The following is a 21,188-nucleotide window of genomic DNA, read 5'->3' on the forward strand; positions in this document are numbered from 1 at the left end:
CGAGGGGGACCGATGCCGTCCGCAGGACCGCCGCGGGGCGCGATGCCCGAGCCCGAACGGCCCGGCCCGCCGCGCGACCGCGTCCACGAGGCGCTGCTCGAAGTCATCACCACGCGCGCCCTGCGGCCCGGCCGGCACCTCGTCGAGAGCGAGCTCGCCGGCCACCTCGGTGTGTCCCGCCGGCCCGTGCGGGAGGCGCTCCAGCGGCTCGGCACCGAGGGCCGGGCCGATCTGCGCCCCGCACAGGGCGCGTCCGTGCACGAGTCGACCGAGCAGGAGACCGGCCGGCTCCTGACGGCCCGTGCGCTGCCGGAGGCCGAGGCCGCCCGGCTCGCCGCCGCCGACGCCTCCGATGCGGGCGTGGCCGCGCCGGCGGAGCTGTGCGCACAGGGGGAACGGGCCGTCGCCGCCGACGACGTGGACGCCGCCGTCGTCCTCACCCCCCGCTTCCATGCGACGGTCACGGAAACGGCCCGCAACACCGTCCTCGCCGAACTCGCCGCGCAGGTCGGCCGCCGGGTCCGCTGGTACCGCACACCGCACACCGGCCGCCCGGCAGCGCGGCCCACAGTCCTGGACCGAGCACCGGGAACCGATCGCCGCCCTCGCCGGCCGCGACGAGCAGCGGGCGACGCGGCTGATGCGCGAGCACACGGAGCACACGAAGCACACGGAGCACACGCGGCGCTCCTGTCACCGGCACCGCACCTCCTGAGGCCGCAGACCCCGCCAGGCCGCCCGGCGCACCGGCCGGGCGGCCCCGTCATGTTCCGGACCGCCGGTTCCGTCACCCGCCTTTGTCCTCTCAGTGGAGAAAGTTCGCAGCAATTCATGCGCGACTTCTTCCCACACCTGGCACTCACTGCTACGTTCCCTCCGAAAGCAAGCCACGGAAGTGGCCGGAAGAGCCGGTACACTCAAGCCGATCGAGGCGGGGAGGGGTTCGTGAGACGCATGACGGCACGACCTGCGAACGCCCATCAGGCCCGGCTGCTGCAGCTGTTGCGCGACGGCGGCCCCAACTCCCGCGCTCAGCTCGGCGACCAGGTCGACCTGTCCCGGTCCAAGCTGGCGGTCGAGGTGGACCGGCTGCTGGAGACCGGACTGGTGGTGGCCGACGGACTCGCCGCCTCGCGCGGCGGCCGCCGTTCCCACAACGTCCGCCTCAATCCCGAACTTCGCTTCCTCGGCGTCGACATCGGCGCGACCTCGATCGACCTCGCGGTCACCAACGCCGAACTGGAGATCCTCGGGCACATCAACCAGCCCATGGACGTGCGCGAGGGACCGGTCGCGGTCTTCGAGCAGGTGCTGGCCATGGCCGCCAAGCTGCGGGCCTCGGGGCTCGCGGAGGGCTTCGACGGCGCCGGCATCGGCGTCCCGGGGCCGGTCCGCTTCCCCGAGGGCGTGCCGGTGGCCCCGCCGATCATGCCGGGCTGGGACGGCTTCCCCGTGCGGGAGGCGCTCAGCCAGGAACTCGGCTGCCCGGTCATGGTCGACAACGACGTGAACCTGATGGCGCTGGGGGAACAGCACGCGGGCGTCGCCCGCACCGTCGCCGACTTCCTCGTCGTCAAGATCGGTACCGGCATCGGCTGCGGCATCGTCGTCGGCGGTGACGTCTACCGGGGCACGACGGGCAGCGCGGGCGACATCGGCCACATCCAGGCCGTGCCCGACGGACGCCCCTGCGCCTGCGGCAACCGGGGCTGCCTGGAGGCGCACTTCAGCGGCGCCGCACTGGCCCGCGACGCCACGGAGGCCGCCCAACAGGGCCGGTCCGCCGAGCTCGCGAGCCGGCTGGAGGCGGGCGGGGTCCTCAGCGCCGCCGACGTCGCCGCCGCGGCCGCCGCGGGCGACGCCACCGCACTCGACCTGATCCGGGAGGGCGGCCGCAGCACCGGCCAGGTCATCGCCGGTCTGGTCAGCTTCTTCAATCCGGGCCTGGTCGTGATCGGCGGCGGGGTGACCGGCCTCGGGCACAACCTGCTCGCCGCGATCCGCACGCAGGTCTACCGCCAGTCGCTTCCGCTGGCGACCGGGAACCTGCCCATCGTCCTCGGGGAGCTGGGACCCACCGCCGGTGTCATCGGCGCGGCCCGGCTGATCAGCGACCACCTGTTCTCACCCGCGTAGGCGCCACGCGCCTTCCGGGTCCCACCAGCACAGCGCTCTGCCCTGCCCTGCTCTGCCCTGTCCTGCTCTGCCCTGTCCTGTCCTGCTCTGCCCTGACACCGGCCCGCATGCCCGCCTAGGGGACCTCACATGGCACCAGAACCACCGCTGCTCAGCATGTCCGGCATCACCAAGTCGTTCCCCGGAGTCCGGGCCCTCGACGGCGTCGACCTCGACGTCCAGGCCGGCGAGGTGCACTGCCTGCTCGGCCAGAACGGGGCCGGCAAGTCCACCCTCATCAAGGTGCTCGCCGGCGCCCACCAGCCCGACACCGGCACCATCCGCTGGCGTGGCGAGGACGTCACCCTGCGCTCACCGATCGCGGCCATGCGCCTCGGCATCGCCACCATCTACCAGGAACTCGACCTGGTGGAGCACCTGTCGGTCGCCGAGAACGTCCACCTGGGCCACGAGCCGACCACCGCCGGCTTCGTGGTGCGGGGCAGGAGGGCCAAGGCGTCGACCGCCCAGCTGCTCGAACGGCTCGGGCACCCCGAGATCGACCCCGGCCGGCCGGTCGGCGACCTGTCGGCGGCACAGCAGCAGATCGTGTCCATGGCGCGGGCGCTCTCCCACGACGTACGGCTGATCGTGATGGACGAGCCGTCCGCGGCCCTCGACCCGGACGAGGTCGACAACCTCTTCCGCATCGTCGCCGACCTCACCGCCGACGGGGTCGCCGTCGTCTACATCTCGCACCGGCTGGAGGAGATCCGCCGCATCGGCGACCGGGTCACCGTCCTGAAGGACGGCCGGGCCGTCGCCGGCGGGCTGCCCGCCAAGTCGACACCGACCCGCGAGGTGGTGGCGCTGATGACGGGGCGCAACGTCGAGTACGTCTTCCCCGAGCGGCCCGCCTCGCCGCCGACGGCGGAGCCCGTGCTGAGCGTGCGGGGGCTGGCCCGGGAGGGCGAGTTCGCCCCGCTCGACCTGGACGTCCGCCCCGGCGAGATCGTCGGCCTGGCCGGGCTGGTCGGCTCCGGCCGCTCCGAGATCCTGGAGACCGTCTACGGGGCCCGCAAGGCCAGTGCCGGCGAGGTCCTCGTGGCAGGCCGCCCGCTGCGGCCCGGCAGCGTGCGCGCCGCCGTGCGCGCCGGACTCGGGCTCGCCCCCGAGGAACGCAAGGCGCAGGCCCTGCTGATGCTGGAGTCCGTCACCCGCAACGTGTCGGTCTCCGCCATGTCCCGCTTCTCGCGCGGCGGCTGGATCGACCGCGGCGCCGAACTGGGCGCCGCCCGGGCGGCCACCCGCGAACTGTCCCTGCGGCCCGACAACCCGTCCGTGCCCGTGCGCACCCTGTCCGGCGGCAACCAGCAGAAGGCGGTCCTCGCCCGCTGGCTGCTGCGCGGTTGCCGGGTCCTGCTCCTGGACGAACCCACCCGCGGCGTCGACGTCGGCGCCCGCGCCGAGCTCTACGCGGTCATCCGCCGCCTCGCCGACGAGGGCCTCGCCGTGCTGCTGGTCTCCAGCGAGGTGCCCGAGGTGCTCGGCCTCGCCGACCGCGTACTGGTGCTGCGCGAGGGCCGTGTCGTGCACGAGGCCCCCGCCCGCGAACTCGACGAACACCGCGTACTCGACCTCGTGATGGAAGGAAGCCCGGCGTCATGACGCAGCACGTGTCCCCGCCACGGGGCGGCACCGGCAAGGCGGCATCCGTGGATGTCCCGCCGGCCTGGCGGAGCCTGACGGCCCGCGCCGACCTGCGCACCCTGAGCCTGCTCGGCGTGCTCGCCGTACTGGTCCTCATCGGCGGCATCACCCAGCCCGACTCGTTCCTCGACACCCGCAACCTGCAGCTGGTGCTCACCCAGGCGTCCGTGATCGGCGTCGTCACCGTCGGCATGACCTTCGTGATCGTCTCCGGCGGCATCGACCTGTCCGTCGGCGCGATCGTCGCCCTCGCCTCGGTGTGGGCGACCACGGTGGCGACCCAGGAGTTCGGCTTCGCTGGCATCCTGTTCACCGCGGTCGTCGTCGGCGTGGGCTGCGGGCTGGTCAACGGCGTGCTCATCGCCTACGGCCGGATGGTCCCGTTCATCGCCACCCTCGCCATGCTGGCCTCGGCGCGCGGCCTCGCGCTGCAGATCACCGACGGCCGCACCCAGGTCGTCACCGTCCCCAGCGTCCTGGACCTCGGCGAACGCGACTCCTACATCCTGGGCGTCCCGCCGCTGGTCCTGGTGTTCGCGGCCGTCACCGTCGTCGGCTGGCTGGTGCTCAACCGGACCACCTTCGGACGCCGCACCGTCGCCGTCGGCGGCAACGCGGAGGCCGCGCGGCTCGCCGGCATCGACGTCCGCCGCCAGCGGCTCTACCTCTACCTGCTGTCCGGGCTGTGCTGCGGCATCGCCGCCTTCCTGCTGATCGTCCTGGCCGGCTCCGGCCAGAACACCAACGGCAACCTCTACGAACTCGACGCCATCGCCGCCGCGATCATCGGCGGCACGCTCCTCACCGGAGGCCGCGGCACCATCGTCGGCTCCGTGCTCGGCGTCCTCGTCTTCACCACGATCACCAACATCTTCGCCCTGAACAACCTGCAGAGCGACGTCCAGCAGATCGCCAAGGGAGCGATCATCGTCGCCGCCGTGCTGGTCCAGCGCCGTACCGCGAGCACGACCTGAGGAAAGGGTTCACCACCATGCAGCAACTCAACGCGAGTCGCAGAGGACTGCTCTTCGGAGCCGCCGCCGTGGGCGCCGGTGCCTTCCTCACCGGCTGCACGAGCAACGAGACCGACGACGAGAAGCCCGCCGCGAACGACCAGCCGGCCGCCGACGACAAGCCCGGCAAGCAGGTCACCATCGGCTACGCCGGCCCCCAGGCCGACCACGGCTGGCTCAACGCCATCAACGACAACGCCAAGAAGCGCGCCGAGAAGTACTCGGACGTCACCCTCGAGGTCACCGAGGGCTCCAACGACACCGCCCAGCAGATCGGCCAGATCGAGACCCTCATCAACAAGAAGGTCGACGTCCTCGTGGTGCTGCCCGCCGACGGCAAGGCGCTCACCCAGGTCGGTCTGAAGGCGATGCGCGCCGGCATCCCCGTCGTCAACCTCGACCGCGTCTTCAACAGCCCCCAGGCGTACCGCTGCTGGATCGGCGGCGACAACTACGGCATGGGCCTCAACGCCGGCCACTACATCGGCGAGAAGCTCAAGGACAAGCCCGACGCCAAGGTCATCGAACTGGCCGGCCTGGACAACCTGGAGCTGACCCAGCAGCGCACCCAGGGCTTCGACGACGCCCTCAAGAACTACCCGAACATCAAGAAGGTGGCCCGCCAGGCCGCCGAGTTCACCGTCGAGTCCGGCCAGGCCAAGATGGCCCAGCTCCTCCAGGCGCAGTCGAAGTTCGACGCCCTGTGGAACCACGACGACGACCAGGGCGTGGGCGCGCTGCGCGCCATCGAGCAGGCGGGCCGCGACGACTTCCTGATGGTCGGCGGAGCCGGGGCGCTCTCCGCCTTCCAGGCCATCAAGGCGGACAGCGGCGTCCTGAAGGCGACCGTGCTGTACCCGCCGACCATGGCCGCCTCCGCCATCGACCTGGCCCGCGCCCTCGGCCAGGGCAAGGGGATCGGCGGGCTCGCCGAGTTCGAGATCCCCTCGACGGTCACCTGCTACTCGGCCGTCGTGGACAAGGAGAACGTGGACCAGTACATGTCCACCGGCTTCAAGTGAGGACCACCGTCCCGGTCCCGGCCTGACCAGCCGGCCGGGGCGGGGCCCACCCCCCACCGCGCCACCACGACGAGGAGGACATCCGCATGGGACAGCCGCAGCAGCCCGAGGGGGCCGGGGCGGACGCAGCAGCGACCGGTACCGGTGCCGGTACCGGCACCACGGCCACGGGGGCATCCGCGACCAGACCGCCGCTGCGCGTCGGCATGGTCGGCTACGCCTTCATGGGCGCCGCCCACTCCCAGGGCTGGCGCACCGCCGGCCGGGTCTTCGACCTGCCGCTGGACCCGGTCATGACCGCCATCTGCGGCCGGGACGCCGACGCCGTCCGCACGGCGGCCGACCGGTACGGCTGGGCGAGCGCCGAGACCGACTGGCGGGCCCTGGTGGAACGGGAGGACATCGACCTCGTCGACATCTGCACCCCCGGCGACAGCCACGCCGAGATCGCGCTGGCCGCGCTCGCCGCAGGCAAGCACGTCCTGTGCGAGAAGCCCCTCGCCAACACCGTCGCCGAGGCGGAGGCGATGACCAGGGCCGCCGAGGAGGCGAGCGCGCGCGGCCAGCTGGCCATGGTCGGCTTCAACTACCGCAGGGTGCCCGCCACCGCGCTGGCCCGGCGCATGGTCGCCGAGGGCCGCATCGGCCGGCTGCGGCACGTGCGGGTGTCGTACCTCCAGGACTGGCTGGTGGACCCCGAGGCCCCGCTGACCTGGCGGCTGCGCAAGGAGCAGGCCGGCTCCGGCGCGCTCGGCGACCTGGGCGCGCACATCGTCGACCTCGCCCAGTACCTGACCGGGGAGCGGCTGGCCGGCGTCTCCGCCCTCACCGAGACCTTCGTGCGGGAGCGTCCCCTGCCCGGCGGTGCGGCGCGGGGCCTGTCCGCCACGTCGGCCGCCGGCACGGGGGAGGTCACCGTGGACGACGCCGCCGTGTTCACCGGCCGCTTCACCTCCGGTGCCCTCGCCTCCTTCGAGGCCACCCGCTACGCCACCGGCCGCAAGAACGCCCTGCGCATCGAACTCAACGGTGAGCGCGGCTCGCTCGCCTTCGACCTGGAGCGGCTCAACGAACTGTCGTACCACGACGGCACCGAGCCCGGTGAGCACGCCGGTTTCCGCCGCATCCTCGTCACCGAGCCCGAGCACCCCTACCTGGACGCCTGGTGGCCGCCGGGCCACGGACTGGGCTACGAGCACACCTTCGCCCACCAGGTGCGCGACCTCGTCCACGCGGTCGCCGAGGGCCGCGGCCCCGAACCCTCCTTCGCCGACGGTCTGCAGGTGCAGCGTGTGCTCGCGGCCGTGGAGGAGAGCGCCGAGAAGAACTCCGTCTACACCCCCGTCGCCATCACGTCGACCGTCGTCTGAGGAGGCCGAAAGCGCATGCCGCGCAACTTCACGCTGTTCACCGGGCAGTGGGCCGACCTGCCCCTGGAGGAGGTCTGCCGGCTCGCCCGCGACTTCGGCTACGACGGCCTCGAACTCGCCTGCTGGGGCGACCACTTCGAGGTCGACAAAGCCCTCGCGGACCCGTCCTACGTGGACTCCCGCCACCAGTTGCTCGACAAGTACGGCCTGAAGTGCTGGGCGATCTCCAACCACCTCGTCGGGCAGGCCGTCTGCGACGCCATCATCGACGAGCGCCACCAGGCCATCCTGCCCGCCCGCATCTGGGGCGACGGGGACGCGGAGGGCGTCCGGCAGCGTGCCGCCGCCGAGATCAAGGACACCGCGCGCGCCGCGGCCCGCTTCGGCGTCGACACCGTCATCGGCTTCACCGGGTCCGCCATCTGGCACCTGGTCGCCATGTTCCCGCCCGCGCCCGAGTCGATGATCGAGCGCGGCTACCAGGACTTCGCGGACCGCTGGAACCCCATCCTGGACGTCTTCGACGCCGAGGGCGTGCGGTTCGCGCACGAGGTCCACCCCAGCGAGATCGCCTACGACTACTGGACCACGCGGCGCGCGCTGGAGGCGGTGGACCACCGGTCCGCGTTCGGCCTCAACTTCGACCCGTCGCACTTCGTGTGGCAGGACCTGGACCCGGTCGGCTTCCTGTGGGACTTCCGGGACCGGATCTACCACGTCGACTGCAAGGAGGCCCGCAGGCGCCTCGACGGCCGCAACGGCCGCCTCGGCTCCCACCTGCCGTGGGGCGACCCGCGGCGCGGCTGGGACTTCGTGTCGGCCGGGCACGGCGACGTCCCCTGGGAGGACGTCTTCCGGATGCTGCGCTCCATCGACTACCGGGGCCCGGTCTCCGTCGAGTGGGAGGATGCCGGCATGGACCGGCTCCAGGGCGCCCCCGAGGCCCTCACCCGGCTCAAGGCGTTCGACTTCGAGCCGCCCAGCGCGTCCTTCGACGCCGCGTTCAACAGCTGACCCGCACTGCCGACGGCAGGCCGGGGCCGGGGCCCGAGAGGACCCCGGCCCCCGGTCCGGCCTGCCCGGACACCGCTTTGTCCTGCATGGGGAAGAAGTTCAACTACCGACGGTCCAAGGACTGTTGGTCCCGGACGAACGCGGCTACCGTCCCTGATGTGTTCAAGACACACACGCCTCCGGGGTGACGGCGCACCCCGGCGCCCGCACCGCACGCATGCCTTCGCACCCGTTCCGTACGGCCCATTCCGTTCCCGGAGGGACTTCGTGCACAGAAGCAGAATCAGAGGCACCGGCACCACGAGGCGGCCCGGACTCCGCACCGCCCTCGCCCTGATCACCGGCCTCGCCCTGGCGGTGACCACCCCGGCGACCGTCGCCGGCGCCCGGCCCGGCGGCTCCGCGCCCGACGCACCCGCGGCCCCCGCGGCCGCCGAGGGGCAGTTCCAGCAGGTACCGCTCGCCAAGGGCGAGCCGGAGACGGGCGAACCGATGTCGCTCGCCGTCCTCCCGGACCGCAGCGTCCTGCACACCGCCCGCGACGGCACGCTCCGCCTCACCGACCAGGGCGGCGTCACCAAGGTCGCCGGCAGGATCCCCGTCTACAACCACGACGAGGAGGGCCTGCAGGGCGTCGGCATCGACCCGGACTTCGAGAACAACCGGGCGATCTACCTCTACTACGCCCCGCCGCTCGACACCCCCGCGGGCGACGCCCCGGAGACCGGCACCGCCGAGGACTTCAAGAAGTTCGACGGCGTCAACCGCCTCTCCCGCTTCGTCCTCAACCCCAACGGCACGCTGGACATGGCCAGCGAGAAGAAGGTCCTGGACGTCGCGGCCTCCCGCGGCACCTGCTGCCACGTCGGCGGCGACATCGCCTTCGACGCCCAGGGCAACCTCTACCTGTCCACCGGCGACGACACCAACCCGTTCGCCTCCGACGGGTACACGCCGATCGACGAGCGTCCGGACCGCAACCCGGCCTTCGACGCCCGCCGCAGCGCGGGCAACACCAACGACCTGCGCGGCAAGATCCTGCGCATCAAGGTCGCCGAGGACGGCTCGTACACCATCCCCGAGGGCAACCTCTTCGCCCCCGGCACCGAGAAGACCCGTCCCGAGATCTACGCGATGGGCTTCCGCAACCCGTTCCGCATCAGCGTCGACAAGAAGACCGGCACGGTCTACGTCGGTGACTACGGCCCCGACGCCGGCGCCGCCGACCCGAAGCGGGGACCGGCCGGACAGGTCGAGTTCGCCAAGGTCACCAAGGCCGCCAACTTCGGCTGGCCCTTCTGCACCGGCGACAACGACCCCTACGTCGACTACGACTTCGCCACCAAGACGTCCGGCGGGACGTTCGACTGCGCCGCCCCGAAGAACACCTCGCCGCACAACACCGGCCTCGTCGACCTGCCGCCCGCGCAGGCCGCCTGGATCCCGTACGACGGCGGCTCCGTGCCCGAGTTCGGCAGCGGCTCCGAGTCCCCGATGGGCGGCCCGGTCTACCGCTACGACCCGGACCTGGAGTCCTCGGTGAAGTTCCCCGAGGAGTACGACGGCGACTTCTTCGCCGGCGAGTTCGGCCGCCGGTGGATCAAGCGGATCGAACAGAACGACGACGGCTCGGTCGCCAAGATCAACGACTTCCCGTGGACCGGCACCCAGATCATGGACATGGAGTTCGGCCCCGACGGCGCGCTCTACGTCCTCGACTACGGCCTCTCCTGGTTCCAGGGCGACAAGGACTCCGCGCTCTACCGGATCGAGAACGCCACGGACGGCTTCTCCCCGATCGCGGAGGTGAGCGCGAACAAGACGTCCGGCGCCGCCGGCCTGAAGGTCACCTTCACCGGCTCCGCCAAGGACGCCGACTCCCCGGACCTCACCTACAGCTGGGACTTCGGCGACGGCACCAAGGGCGAGGGCCTCACGCCCACGCACCAGTACAAGAAGGTCGGTACCTACTCCGCGACCTTCACCGCGAAGGACCCCGAGGGCAACACCGGCCACGCCAGCGTCCGGATCGTCGTCGGCAACACCGAGCCCAAGGTGAAGATCGAGGTGCCGGGCAACGGCAGCCTGGCCGCCTTCGGCGAGCCCGTCCCGTTCAAGGTGACCGTCACCGACCCCGAGGAGACCGTCGACTGCTCCAGGGTCAAGGTCGCCTACAGCCTCGGCCACGACTCCCACGCCCACGAGCTGACCAGCGAGACGGGCTGTGAGGGCACCCTGAAGCCGCCCGCCGGGGACGGCGGTCACGACCCCAACGCCAACATCTACGGTGTCGTCGGCGCCAGCTACACCGACGGCGGGGCGAACGGCCAGGAGGCCCTGACCGGCACCGCCCGCGCCGTGGTCCAGCCGCTGCACCGCCAGGCCGAGCACTTCACCGCCCAGTCGGGCGTGTCCCCGATCGACAAGGCCGGCGCCAACGGCGGCAAGACCGTCGGCGACATCCACGACGGCGACTGGATCTCCTTCGGCCCCTACCGGTTCGACGGGCAGAAGAAGATGACCGTACGGGCCTCCTCCGGCGGCTCCGGCGGCTTCGTCGAACTGCGCACCGGCTCGCCCGACGGACCGCTGCACGGCTCGGCGTACATCCCGCCGACCGGCAGCTGGGAGACCTTCCAGAACGTCGACGTGCCGCTGCGGGCCCTGCCCAGGAAGACCACGGAGATCTACCTCGTCTTCCGGGGCGGCGACGGCGCGCTCTACGACGTGGACGACTTCGAGTTCTCCGAGGAGCCGTTCAAGCAGGGCAAGAAGGTCCTGGTCTTCTCAAAGACCGCGGGCTTCCGGCACGACTCCATCCCGGCCGGCATCGCCGCCCTGAAGGAGCTCGGCGCCCCGGCCGGCATCACGGTCGACGCCACCGAGGAGGCCAGGCAGTTCACCACCGCCAACCTCGCCAAGTACGACGCGGTGGCCTTCCTGTCCACCACCGGTGACGTCCTGAACGCCGACCAGCAGAAGGCGTTCGAGAACTACGTCGCGAACGGCGGCGGCTACATGGGCATCCACGCCGCGGCCGACACCGAGTACGACTGGAAGTTCTACGGCGGCCTCGTCGGCGCCTACTTCCAGTCGCACCCCGCCATCCAGAAGGCCACCGTGCGCGTCGAGGACCACGACCACCCGGCCACCGCCCACCTGGGCGACACCTGGGAGCGCACCGACGAGCTGTACAACTACCGCACCAACCCGCGCGGGCAGGCCAAGGTCCTCGCCACCCTCGACGAGACCACCTACCAGGGCGGCACCATGAAGGGCGACCACCCGATCGCCTGGTGCCAGACCTACGAGGGCGGCCGCTCCTTCTACACCGGCCTCGGCCACACCAAGGAGTCCTACGCCGACGAGACGTTCCGCGCCCACCTGCTCGGCGGCCTCCGGTACGCCACCGGCCAGGTCAAGGCGGACTGCAAGCCGGCCAAGGGCTACCGGAAGATCTTCAACGGCCAGACCCTGGACGGCTGGAAGCAGGCCGGCCCCGGCAAGTTCAACGTCAAGGACGGCACCCTGGAGTCCGAGGGCGGCATGGGCCTGCTCTGGTACCAGGCCAAGGAGCTGAAGTCGTACTCCCTCAAGCTCGACTGGAAGATGCGGGGCGACGACAACTCCGGTGTCTTCGTGGGCTTCCCGGCCTCCGACGACCCCTGGTCCGCGGTGAACAAGGGCTACGAGATCCAGATCGACGCCACGGACGCCGTGGACCGCACCACGGGTGCGATCTACACGTTCAAGGCGGCGAACATCAAGGCCCGTGACCAGGTCCTGCGGCCGCCGGGCCAGTGGAACTCCTACGAGATCAAGGTCCAGGGCGAACGCCTCCAGGTGTTCCTCAACGGAGTCAAGATCAACGACTTCACCAACAAGGACCCCGAGCGGAGCCTGACCGACGGCTACATCGGCCTGCAGAACCACGGTGCCGACGACCAGGTCTCCTTCCGCAACATCCAGCTGAAGGAACTGCCCGAGTAGGGCGACCCGAACGGCGGCGGGCGGAGGACGCCGGACCTCCGCCCGCCGTCCCGCCGGGCCGCGCGCCCGGCACCCCGTCCGTCCCCTTCCGGCATCCCCGTCCGGTTCGCGTACGACAAGGAGGCTGCCCATGTCCGCCGAACCGTTCCCGCCCACCACGTCCCCGGCCCCGCGCTTCGGCGTCTGGTTCATCGGGGCGCGCGGATCCGTCGCCACGACCGCGATCGCGGGCTGCGCCGCCGTCGCCGCCGGGCTCCACCCCCCGGCCGGCATGGTCACCGAGACCCCCGACTTCGCCTCGTGCGGTCTGCCGGCGCTGTCGTCCCTCGTCTTCGGCGGCCACGACACCGTCGACTGCCCGCTGCCCAAACGCGCCGAGCACCTCGCCGACGGCGGTGTCCTGCCGCACGGCCTGCCGTCCGCCGTGCACGCCGAACTCGTCGCCGCCGACCAGGAGATCAGGACCGGCGGCCCCCTGCCCGGCGACACGGACCGCGGCTTTGGCCGGGGCGACGACGCGTTGATCGACGTGTTCGCGGACGACATCCGCGACTTCGTGCGCCGCCAGGGCCTCGCGGGCGCCGTCGTGGTGAACGTCGCCTCCACCGAGCCCGCCCCCACCGACGGCTCCCTGCCGCCCAGCTCCCTCTACGCGGCGGCCGCCCTGCGCGCCGGCTGCCCGTACGTCAACTTCACCCCCTCCACGGGCCTGCACCACCCGGCGCTGGCCCCGCTGGCCGCGTCCTCGGGCGTGCCGTACGCGGGCCGCGACGGCAAGACCGGGCAGACCCTGCTGCGCTCCGTGCTCGGCCCGATGTTCGCGCAGCGCGCCCTCGCCGTGCGCGCCTGGTCCGGCACCAACCTGCTGGGCGGCGGCGACGGCGCCGCCCTCGCCGACCCCGCTGCCGCCGCCGCCAAGAACGCCGGCAAGGAACGCGTCCTCGCCGACACCCTCGGCGCGGCACCCGAGGGCGAGGTCCACATCGACGACGTCCCCGCGCTCGGCGACTGGAAGACGGCCTGGGACCACATCGCCTTCGACGGCTTCCTCGGCTCCCGCATGATCCTGCAGACCATCTGGCAGGGCTGCGACTCCGCGCTCGCCGCCCCGCTCGTCCTCGACCTGGCCCGGCTGGCCGTCCGCGCCAGGGAGAAGGGCCTGACCGGCCCGCTGGGCGAACTGGGCTTCTACTTCAAGGACCCGGTGGGAGACGGCCCGTCGTCACTGGCCGAGCAGTACGCGGAGCTGAGGCGCTTCGCCGCGCGGCTGCGGGACGACGCGGGGCCGGGGGACCGCGGTCGCCCGGACGACGGCCCGGGCGACCGGGGGGCGCGGCGATGAGCCGCGCGGTCGCCACGGCGCGGGGCGTGTCCACACCCGCGGGGACGACGACGGCCGACGGCCCCGCCACGGAGACCGCCGCCCCGGCCGCCGACGGCGCCGCGGCACCCGGCACCCGCTCCGGCCGCGCGGGCGCCTGGGCCGAACTGCTGCGTCTGCCCGCGCTGTTCACCGTCCCCGGCGACGCCCTGGCCGGCGCCGCCGCGGCCGGCGCGCGCCCCGGACCCCGCACCCTGCTCGCCGTCGGGTCCTCCCTGTGCCTGTACGAGGCCGGCATGGCCCTGAACGACTGGGCGGACCGCGCGGAGGACGCCGGGGAGCGCCCGCACCGCCCGATCCCGTCCGGCCGCGTCCGCCCGGCCGCCGCCCTCACCGCCGCCGGTGTCCTCACCGGTGCCGGGCTGGCGCTCGCCGCCGGCGCGGGACGCCCCGCCCTCGCCGTGGCCGCCCCGCTGGCGGCGACGGTCTGGGCCTACGACCTCGCCCTGAAGCACACGCCCGCCGGTCCCGTCGCCATGGCGGCGGCCCGCGGACTGGACCTGCTCCTGGGCGCGGCCGCCACCGACGGCGGCACCCGCGCCGCGCTGCCGTCCGCCGCGCTGCTCGGCACGCACACCCTCGCGGTCACGGCCGTCTCCCGCCGGGAGACCACCGGCGGGTCGTCCCTGGCCCCGCTGGCGGCCCTGGTGACGACGGGCGCGCTGACCCGGCTGGTCACCCGCCGCCGCACCCGACTCCCGGCAGGCCGGCGGGCAGCAGCCGCCCCCGGCCTGCCGGGCCCCGGCCCGGCCGGACGCCCGCCCCGGGCCGACGGCGTCCTCACCACCGCCCTGGGCGCCGCCTACGCGGCCGCGGCCGCCCGTCCCTACTTCCACGCCACCCTCAACCCCTCGCCCCCGCTCACCCAGCGCGCCGTCGGAGGCGGCATCCGGGCCACGATCCCGCTTCAGGCGGCCCTCGCCGCCCGCTCCGGAGCGGTCACCACGTCCCTCCTGGTCGCGGCCCTGGCCCCGGCGGGCCGGCTGTTCGCGAGGAGGGCCGGCATGAGGAAGGTGAGCATCACATGAGCCGGAACCCGCGCCGGGAGCCGACCGTGACCGCGGACGCGACCGCCGGCCCGCGGCCGGACCCGGACGGCGCCTCCCCGTCCCCCCTCCGCTTCGGCTACGGAACCAACGGCCTCACCGACCTCCGCCTCGACGACGCCCTCGCCCTCCTCGCCGACCTCGGCTACGACGGCGTCGGCCTGACGCTCGACCACATGCACCTCGACCCGCTCGCCCCCGACCTCGCCGCCCGCACCCGCCGGGTCGCGCACCGCCTGGACGCCCTCGGGCTGGGCGTCACGGTGGAGACGGGCGCCCGCTACGTGCTCGACCCGCGCCGCAAGCACGGCCCCTCCCTCCTCGACCCCGACCCGCAGGGCCGCGCCCGCCGCACCGACCTCCTCGTGCGGGCCGTGCGGGTCGCCGCCGACCTCGGTGCGCACGCCGTGCACTGCTTCAGCGGCGTCACCCCGCCCGGCACGGACGAGGACACGGCCTGGAAGCGGCTGGCCGAGTCCCTCGCCCCGGTCCTGGACGCCGCCGCCGACGCCGGGGTGCCCCTGGCCGTCGAGCCCGAACCGGGCCACCTCCTGGCCGCCCTCGCCGACTTCCACGTCCTGCGCCGCACCCTCGGCGACCCCGAGCACCTCGGCCTCACCCTGGACATCGGCCACTGCCAGTGCCTCGAACCCCTCCCTCCCGCCGACTGCGTGCGCGAGGCCGCGCCCTGGCTGAGGCACGTGCAGATCGAGGACATGCGCCGCGGCGTCCACGAACACCTCCCCTTCGGGGACGGCGAGATCGACTTCCCGCCCGTCCTCGAGGCCCTCGCCGCCACCGGCTACCAGGGCCTGACCGTCGTCGAACTGCCCCGCCACTCGCACGCGGGCCCCCACTTCGCCGAACACTCCCTCCCGTTCCTCCGCCGGGCGGCGGCAACGGCGTCCGCCTCCGCGCACCACCGGGGCGAGCCGTCCGCCACCCCCTGAAGGGAGCCACCCATGACCAGGTCCCACGCCCCCCACGTCACCCCGGACACGGCCGGCGCCCCCGCCGGGCAGGACGGGCAGGGCACCGCCCCCGCCCACGTCCCGCCGGCCGGCCTGCGGGCCGAGCTCGCCGCCCGGCTCGACGGAGCCGCCCGCGCCTGGCTCGACCAGGCCCTGGACGAGGCCGCCGCCCACCCCGGCTCCCACGGACCCGTCTCCGTGTGGGAGCTGCGCCTCGCCGAGGCCGGCCGCCGCTGCGGCCCCGCCCACGCCGACGCCGCCCGCGTCCTCATCCTGCACGCGGCCCGCGCCGACGCCGGCGTCCTGTCCCGGGTGTACGCGCAGGGCACCGCCGACGAACGCCGCGCCGTCCTCCAGGCGCTGCCCCACCTGGTGCCGGGCCCCGACGCCCTCCCGCTCGTCGAGGACGCCCTGCGCACCAACGACACCCGGCTGGTCGCCGCCGCCCTCGGCCCCTACGCCGCCCGGCACCTGGACGCCCACGCCTGGCGGCACGCGGTGCTCAAGTGCCTGTTCACCGGTGTCCCCGTCGACCAGGTGGCGGACCTGGACCGGCGGGCCGGCGCGGACGGCGAACTCGCCCGCATGCTCACCGACTACGCCGCCGAACGCACCGCCGCGGGCCGTCCCGTCCCCGACGACCTGCACCGCGTCCTGGCCCTGACCGAGGCCCCGCGTCCCTCGCGCGGCACGGCCGACCCCCACGGCAAGGAGTCCTGATGCGCATCTTCGACCCCCACATCCACATGACCTCCCGGACCACCGACGACTACGAGGCCATGCACGCCGCGGGCGTCCGGGCCGTCGTCGAGCCCTCCTTCTGGCTCGGTCAGCCCCGTACCTCTCCCGACTCCTTCCGCGACTACTTCGACGCCCTCCTCGGCTGGGAGCCCTTCCGCGCCGCCCAGTACGGCATCGCGCACCACTGCACGATCGCCCTCAACCCCAAGGAGGCCAACGACCCGCGCTGCCTGCCGGTCCTGGACGAACTGCCCCGCTACCTCGTCAAGGACCGCGTCGTGGCGGTCGGGGAGATCGGCTACGACTCCATGACCCCGGCCGAGGACAAGGCGCTGGCCGCGCAGCTCCAGCTCGCCGCCGACCACGGCCTGCCCGCCCTGGTGCACACCCCGCACCGCGACAAGCTCGCCGGCCTGCGCCGCACCCTGGACGTGGTCCGCGAGTCGGCGCTGCCCACGGACCGGGTCCTGGTCGACCACCTCAACGAGACCACCGTCGAGGTGGCCAAGGACAGCGGCGCCTGGCTCGGCTTCTCCGTCTACCCGGACACCAAGATGGACGAGACCCGCATGGTCGCCCTCCTGCGCGAGTACGGCCCGGAGCGGGTCCTGGTGAACTCCGCCGCCGACTGGGGCAGGAGCGACCCGCTCAAGACCCGCAAGGTCGGCGACCTGATGCTCGCCGAGGGCTTCACCGAGGACGACGTGGACCGGGTGCTGTGGCGCAACCCCGTCGCCTTCTACGGGCTCAGCGGGCGCCTGAGCCTCGACGTGACGTCGTCCGACGCCACGCACGAGGGCAACTCCATCCTGCGCGGCGGGGAGTGAGCGATGCGCTTCCGGCACCCCGACGGCTCCACCGTCCACCTCGCCTACTGCACCAACGTGCACCCCGCCGAGACCCTCGACGGCGTCCTGGCCCAGCTCCGCGACCACTGCGAACCCGTCCGCAGGCGCCTCGGCCGCGACCGTCTGGGAATCGGCCTGTGGCTCGCCCGCGACGCCGCCCACGTCCTGGTCACCGACCCCTCGGCCCTGCGCGGCCTGCGCGGCGAACTCGACCGGCGCGGCCTGGAGGTCGTCACCCTCAACGGCTTCCCCTACGAGGGCTTCGGCGCCCAAGAGGTCAAGTACCGGGTCTACAAGCCCGACTGGGCCGACCCCGAGCGCCTCGACCACACCACCTCCCTCGCCCGGATCCTGGCCGGCCTGCTGCCCGACGACGTCGCCGAGGGCACCGTCTCCACCCTGCCGCTGGCCTGGCGCACCGCCTACGACGACACCCGCGCCGACAAGGCCCGCGGCGCCCTGGTCACCCTGGCCGAACGCCTCGACGCCCTCGAGGAACTGACCGGCCGCTCCATCCGCATCGGCCTGGAACCCGAGCCCGGCTGCGTCGTGGAGACCACCCACGACGCGATCGCCCCGCTCACCGCGATCGGCCACGACCGCATCGGCGTCTGCGTCGACACCTGCCACCTGGCCACCTCCTTCGAGGACCCGCACACCGCCCTGGACGCCCTGACCGCGGCCCGCGTCCCCGTCGTCAAGTCCCAGCTCTCCGCCGCCCTGCACGCCGAACACCCCCGGGACCCCGCGGTGCGCGAAGCCCTCGCCGCCTTCGCCGAACCCCGCTTCCTCCACCAGACCCGCACCACCACCGCGGACGGCGCCCTGCGCGGCACCGACGACCTCGACGAGGCCCTGGCCGCCGACGGCCCGCTGCCCGGCACCGCGCCCTGGCGCGCCCACTTCCACGTCCCGCTGCACGCGGACCCCGCGGCACCCCTCACCTCCACCCTCCCCGTGCTGAGGACCGCGCTGTCCCGGCTCGTCGGCGGCCCGCACCCGCTCACCCGGCACCTGGAGGTCGAGACCTACACCTGGCAGGCCCTCCCGCCCGAGCTGCGCCCCCGCGGCCGCGCCCAGCTCACCGACGGCATCGCCGCCGAGCTCACCCTCGCCCGCGACCTGCTGACCGACCTCGGCCTGAAGGAGCTGCCATGACCGCACCCGCCCCCTCCGGCGGACCGACCCCGCTCCTCGTCCTGGACGTCGTCGGCCTCACCCCCCGTCTCCTCGACCACATGCCCCACCTCAAGAGGCTCGGCCGGTCCGGCTCCCGCGCCCCGCTCGGCACCGTCCTGCCCGCCGTCACCTGCGCCGCCCAGTCCACCTTCCTCACGGGCGCCCACCCGTCCGAGCACGGCATCGTCGGCAACGGCTGGTACTTCCGCGAACTCGGCGACGTCCTGCTGTGGCGCCAGCACAACGGCCTCGTCGCCGGCGACAAGCTGTGGGACGCCGCCCGCCGCGCCCACCCCGGCTACACGGTCGCCAACATCTGCTGGTGGTACGCCATGGGCGCCGACACCGACTACACGGTCACCCCCCGCCCCGTCTACTACGCCGACGGCCGCAAGGAACCCGACTGCTACACCCGGCCCCCGGCCCTGCACGACGAACTCACCGAGAAACTGGGCACCTTCCCCCTGTTCCACTTCTGGGGCCCCGGCGCCGACCTGGTCTCCAGCCAGTGGATCATCGACGCCACCCGGCACATCATGGCCACCCGCCACCCCGACCTCACGCTCTGCTACCTGCCGCACCTCGACTACGACCTGCAGCGCTTCGGCCCCGACGACCCGCGCTCCCTGAAGGCCGCCGCCGACCTGGACGCGGCGCTCGCCCCGCTCCTCGACGACGCCCGCGCCGAGGGCCGCACCGTCGTCGCGCTGTCGGAGTACGGCATCACCCGCGTGAACCGGCCCGTGGACATCAACCGCGCCCTGCGCCGCGCCGGCCTGCTGGAGGTCCACACCCAGGACGGCATGGAGTACCTCGACCCGATGGCCTCCCGCGCCTTCGCGGTCGCCGACCACCAGATCGCCCACGTCTACGTCCGCCGCCCCGAGGACCTCCCCGCCGCCCAAGCCGCCCTCGCGGACCTGCCGGGCATCGGGCAGCTCCTCGACGACGAGGGCAAGAAGGCCCACCACCTGGACCATCCGCGCTCCGGCGAGCTGGTCGCCGTCGCGGAGCCGGACGCCTGGTTCACGTACTACTACTGGCTCGACGACGACCGCGCCCCCGACTTCGCGCAGCTCGTCGAGATCCACCGCAAACCCGGCTACGACCCGGTCGAGCTGTTCATGGACCCGCTCGACCCCTACGTCAAGGTCAAGGCGGCCACCGCCCTGGCCCGCAAGAAGCTCGGCATGCGCTACCGCATGGCGGTCGTGCCCCTGGACCCCTCACCCATTCGCGGCAGCCACGGCCGCCTCCCCGAGAGCGACGACGACGGTCCGCTCCTCATCTGCTCCACCCCCCGCGCCGTCGGTGACCGCGTGGCGGCCACCGACGTCAAGCAACTCCTGCTCCGGCTCGCCGGACTCGGCTGACACACCACCTGATGTGACCTCCGAGACCCAGCTGCCCGGAGTGGAACACACGGCACCGACCACGGCCCGCCCCGACCACATCGGCGCAGGCCACGACCCAGAAGGCAGGCAACCGTGAGCCCGTTCCCCGACCCGTCCCGCACCGACACGGCCTCCGCCGCCGACGGCCCCGGCGAGGCCCTGCGCCGCACCCTCGGCGTCGGCCGCCGCCGCTTCCTCACCACCTGCACCGCCGTCGCGGCCGGCGCGGTCGCGGCCCCCGTCTTTGGCGCCTCCCCGGCTCTGGCGGGCGGCCAGGACAGAGACCACGAGCACGGCCACGACCACGGCGGGGACGTCCTCGTCCCCTCGGACAAGCGCGGCATCATCCTCTACACCGTGCGCGACGCCATCGGCCGCGACCCGCTCTCCACCGACCTGCCCTCCGGCTTCCGCGAGGTCTTCAAGCAGCTCGCCCGCTACGGCTACCGCCAGGTGGAGTTCGCCGGCTACGGCCAGCACGCCAACGCGCCCGGCGGCGCCGGCCTGGAGTCCGTCGCCGGCGCCAGGCTGCTGCGCTCCTGGCTCGACGAGTACGGCCTGCGCGCCCAGGGCAACCACGGCTTCATCCCGTCCTCCTGGCCGCTGACGACGGCGGACCTGGACACCTTCAAGAAGCACCTGGAGATCGCCAACATCCTCGGCATGGACCACATGGGCACCGGCGGCGACCCCACCGGCAGCTCCTACCGGGCCGACTGGGACGTGGCCGCCGACAAGTGGAACGCGCTCGGCGCGATCGCCCGCCGCGAGGGCGTCAAGCTCTACACCCACAACCACGACGCGGCCTACGGCTTCCTGCTCGACGGCGGCCCGCTGGACGCCCAGGGCCGCCCGACCCGCAGCTCCGGCATCCGGAAGCTGGAGTACTTCCTGAAGGTCACCGACCCGAAGTCCGTCTGGCTGGAGATGGACATCTTCTGGGCGCACGTCGCCCAGTACAAGTTCCACACCTACACGGCGCACGACGGCTCGACGCGGGAGAAGGTCTTCGACCCGGCCGGGCTGGTGGAACGCAACGACAAGCGCTACCCGCTGTTCCACGCCAAGGACGGCGTCGTCAACACCACCAGCGGCCAGGGCTACGACATGGTGCCCTTCGGGACGGGCGTCATCGACTACCGGACCTTCTTCACCCGGGTCGGCCACCGCAACTACCACAACCCGATGGTCGAACAGGACAACGCCCCGAGCTCCACCGACCCGGGCCAGTCCCTGCGGCACGCGAAGACCGGCTACGACAACCTCGCGGCCCTGCGCAAGCGGCGCCGCTGACCCGGAACGACCCGGAACACGGAACCGGGCGGCTCCTTTCGCGGCACGAGGGAGGAGCCGCCCGGCCCGTGCGCGGGAAGCCCCGCCGGGTCATCCCTCAC

Annotated in this window: 15 protein-coding genes and 1 pseudogene; all 16 read left to right on the top strand. The window is 73.2% G+C overall.

The features are described from left to right. Positions 1 to 12: 12 nt before the first annotated feature. The 16 genes and pseudogenes from ACZ4V6_RS22070 to ACZ4V6_RS22145 all read left to right on the top strand — a co-directional run bounded on the left by ACZ4V6_RS22070 (position 13) and on the right by ACZ4V6_RS22145 (position 21,087). A pseudogene (locus ACZ4V6_RS22070) lies at positions 13 to 715 on the top strand (GntR family transcriptional regulator). A 239-nt stretch (positions 716 to 954) separates the two neighbouring features. Next, entirely contained in the window at positions 955 to 2,136 is a 1,182-nt protein-coding gene (locus tag ACZ4V6_RS22075) for an ROK family transcriptional regulator (RefSeq protein WP_467829970.1), read from the top strand. A 129-nt stretch (positions 2,137 to 2,265) separates the two neighbouring features. After that, on the top strand, positions 2,266 to 3,783 hold the full coding sequence (locus tag ACZ4V6_RS22080) for a sugar ABC transporter ATP-binding protein (protein ID WP_467829973.1): 1,518 nt from the start codon (positions 2,266 to 2,268) through the stop codon (positions 3,781 to 3,783). Then, a complete protein-coding gene (locus tag ACZ4V6_RS22085; RefSeq protein ID WP_467829976.1) occupies positions 3,780 to 4,799 on the top strand; it encodes an ABC transporter permease in 1,020 nt (339 codons plus the stop codon). Before ACZ4V6_RS22080 ends, ACZ4V6_RS22085 begins: the two co-directional genes overlap by 4 nt. Before the next feature lie 17 nt (positions 4,800 to 4,816). Next, on the top strand, positions 4,817 to 5,860 hold the full coding sequence (locus tag ACZ4V6_RS22090) for a substrate-binding domain-containing protein (protein WP_467829979.1): 1,044 nt from the start codon (positions 4,817 to 4,819) through the stop codon (positions 5,858 to 5,860). Positions 5,861 to 5,946: 86 nt separating this feature from the next. After that, positions 5,947 to 7,230, top strand: a complete 1,284-nt coding sequence (locus ACZ4V6_RS22095; RefSeq protein WP_467829981.1) for a Gfo/Idh/MocA family protein — start codon at positions 5,947 to 5,949, stop codon at positions 7,228 to 7,230. A gap of 15 nt (positions 7,231 to 7,245) precedes the next feature. Beyond that, a complete protein-coding gene (locus ACZ4V6_RS22100; RefSeq protein WP_467829984.1) occupies positions 7,246 to 8,244 on the top strand; it encodes a sugar phosphate isomerase/epimerase family protein in 999 nt (332 codons plus the stop codon). Between the two features lie 267 nt (positions 8,245 to 8,511). Further along, a complete protein-coding gene (locus ACZ4V6_RS22105) occupies positions 8,512 to 12,234 on the top strand; it encodes a ThuA domain-containing protein (RefSeq protein WP_467829986.1) in 3,723 nt (1,240 codons plus the stop codon). A 130-nt stretch (positions 12,235 to 12,364) separates the two neighbouring features. Continuing rightward, on the top strand, positions 12,365 to 13,576 hold the full coding sequence (locus ACZ4V6_RS22110; RefSeq protein ID WP_467829988.1) for an inositol-3-phosphate synthase: 1,212 nt from the start codon (positions 12,365 to 12,367) through the stop codon (positions 13,574 to 13,576). Further along, positions 13,573 to 14,643, top strand: coding sequence for an SCO3242 family prenyltransferase (locus ACZ4V6_RS22115; RefSeq protein ID WP_467829991.1), 1,071 nt, complete (start codon positions 13,573 to 13,575; stop codon positions 14,641 to 14,643). Before ACZ4V6_RS22110 ends, ACZ4V6_RS22115 begins: the two co-directional genes overlap by 4 nt. Continuing rightward, positions 14,640 to 15,611, top strand: a complete 972-nt coding sequence (locus tag ACZ4V6_RS22120; protein ID WP_467829994.1) for a sugar phosphate isomerase/epimerase family protein — start codon at positions 14,640 to 14,642, stop codon at positions 15,609 to 15,611. The genes ACZ4V6_RS22115 and ACZ4V6_RS22120 overlap by 4 nt, the downstream gene beginning before the upstream one ends. A gap of 12 nt (positions 15,612 to 15,623) precedes the next feature. Beyond that, positions 15,624 to 16,352 carry an EboA domain-containing protein gene (locus tag ACZ4V6_RS22125; protein ID WP_467829995.1) on the top strand — a complete coding sequence of 243 codons (729 nt, stop codon included), beginning with the start codon at positions 15,624 to 15,626 and terminating at the stop codon, positions 16,350 to 16,352. Next, entirely contained in the window at positions 16,352 to 17,200 is an 849-nt protein-coding gene (locus tag ACZ4V6_RS22130) for a TatD family hydrolase (protein WP_467829997.1), read from the top strand. Before ACZ4V6_RS22125 ends, ACZ4V6_RS22130 begins: the two co-directional genes overlap by 1 nt. Positions 17,201 to 17,203: 3 nt before the next feature. Further along, positions 17,204 to 18,379 (top strand): metabolite traffic protein EboE, encoded by a 1,176-nt coding sequence (gene eboE / locus ACZ4V6_RS22135; protein WP_467830000.1) that lies wholly within the window; start codon positions 17,204 to 17,206, stop codon positions 18,377 to 18,379. Further along, complete coding sequence (locus ACZ4V6_RS22140; protein ID WP_467830002.1) at positions 18,376 to 19,773, top strand: nucleotide pyrophosphatase/phosphodiesterase family protein; 1,398 nt, start codon at positions 18,376 to 18,378, stop codon at positions 19,771 to 19,773. Before eboE ends, ACZ4V6_RS22140 begins: the two co-directional genes overlap by 4 nt. A gap of 114 nt (positions 19,774 to 19,887) precedes the next feature. Further along, positions 19,888 to 21,087 (top strand): sugar phosphate isomerase/epimerase family protein, encoded by a 1,200-nt coding sequence (locus ACZ4V6_RS22145; RefSeq protein WP_467830004.1) that lies wholly within the window; start codon positions 19,888 to 19,890, stop codon positions 21,085 to 21,087. The last annotated feature ends 101 nt before the right edge of the window (positions 21,088 to 21,188 follow it).

The sequence above is a fragment of the Streptomyces sp. NPDC029152 genome (assembly GCF_055564355.1).